The following is an 879-nucleotide window of genomic DNA, read 5'->3' on the forward strand; positions in this document are numbered from 1 at the left end:
TTAGAGCGTGTCTCACTTGGCTTGTTTGAGCTTCTTGAAGCAGGTCAGTGCGGCGGCGAGGGCGAGGAAGCCTTTGAAGGCATCGGCGCGGCGTTCGTAGCGGATGGTCAGGCGTCGGTAACCGGCCAGCCAGGCGATGCTGCGTTCGACGACCCAGCGGTGGCGGCCCAGTTTCTGGCTGGTCTCGATGCCGATGCGAGCCAGGCGGGGCACAATTCCCCGTCGCTGCAACCAGACTCGGCGTTCGGCACTGTTGTATGCCTTGTCGCCGTGCAGCTTGCCGGGCTTGCGGCGGCGAGGTCCGCGGCGGGACCGGATCGCGGGGATGGCGCCCACCAAGGGCTTGACAGCGAACCCGTCCGGGGTGGTGGCCGCGGAAATGCCGGTGGCCAGGGGCAGTCCGCCCCGGTCGGTGAGCACATGCAGCTTCGAGCCCGGCTTGCCTCGGTCGACCGGATTCGGTCCGGTCATAGCGCCCCCCTTTTCGCCCGCACCGCGGCGGCATCCACCACGGCCCGGGACCAGTCGATCAGCCCTTGACTGCCCAGCTCGTCGAGCACCCCCCGGTGGATCCGGGCCCACAATCCGGCCTCGGTCCATCGCAGAAACCATCGATGCGCGGTGGGCACTTTCACCCCGAACGACGGCGGTAACCACCGCCAGGCACACCCGCTGGTGAGCACATACACGATCGCGGTGAACACCTTGCGTGCATCCGCCGGTGCCCGCCCACCACCCTGCGGGCGCTCTCCAGCCTGTGGAATCAGCGGCTCGACCAGCTCCCAGAGCTCGTCGGGAACCAACCGCTGTGACAACGCATCAACCACAGACGATGATCTTGCCCTGAACACCGATCAAGATCCAAACGAGACACGCTCT

1 protein-coding gene is annotated in these 879 nt (G+C 66.7%); it reads right to left on the minus strand.

All coding sequences use genetic code 11. The annotated features are described in order from the left end of the window. Positions 1-12: 12 nt before the first annotated feature. Positions 13-827, minus strand: a protein-coding gene (locus SREC43747_RS20875; protein ID WP_152528485.1) for an IS5 family transposase whose coding sequence is annotated in 2 segments (ribosomal slippage) — positions 13-485 and positions 485-827 — 816 coding nt in all. Because the reading frame shifts where the segments join, the coding sequence is not laid out codon by codon here. Between the last annotated feature and the right edge of the window lie 52 nt (positions 828-879).

Source organism: Saccharopolyspora rectivirgula DSM 43747 (assembly GCF_000497205.1).
Classification (GTDB): Bacteria; Actinomycetota; Actinomycetes; order Mycobacteriales; family Pseudonocardiaceae; genus Saccharopolyspora; species Saccharopolyspora rectivirgula.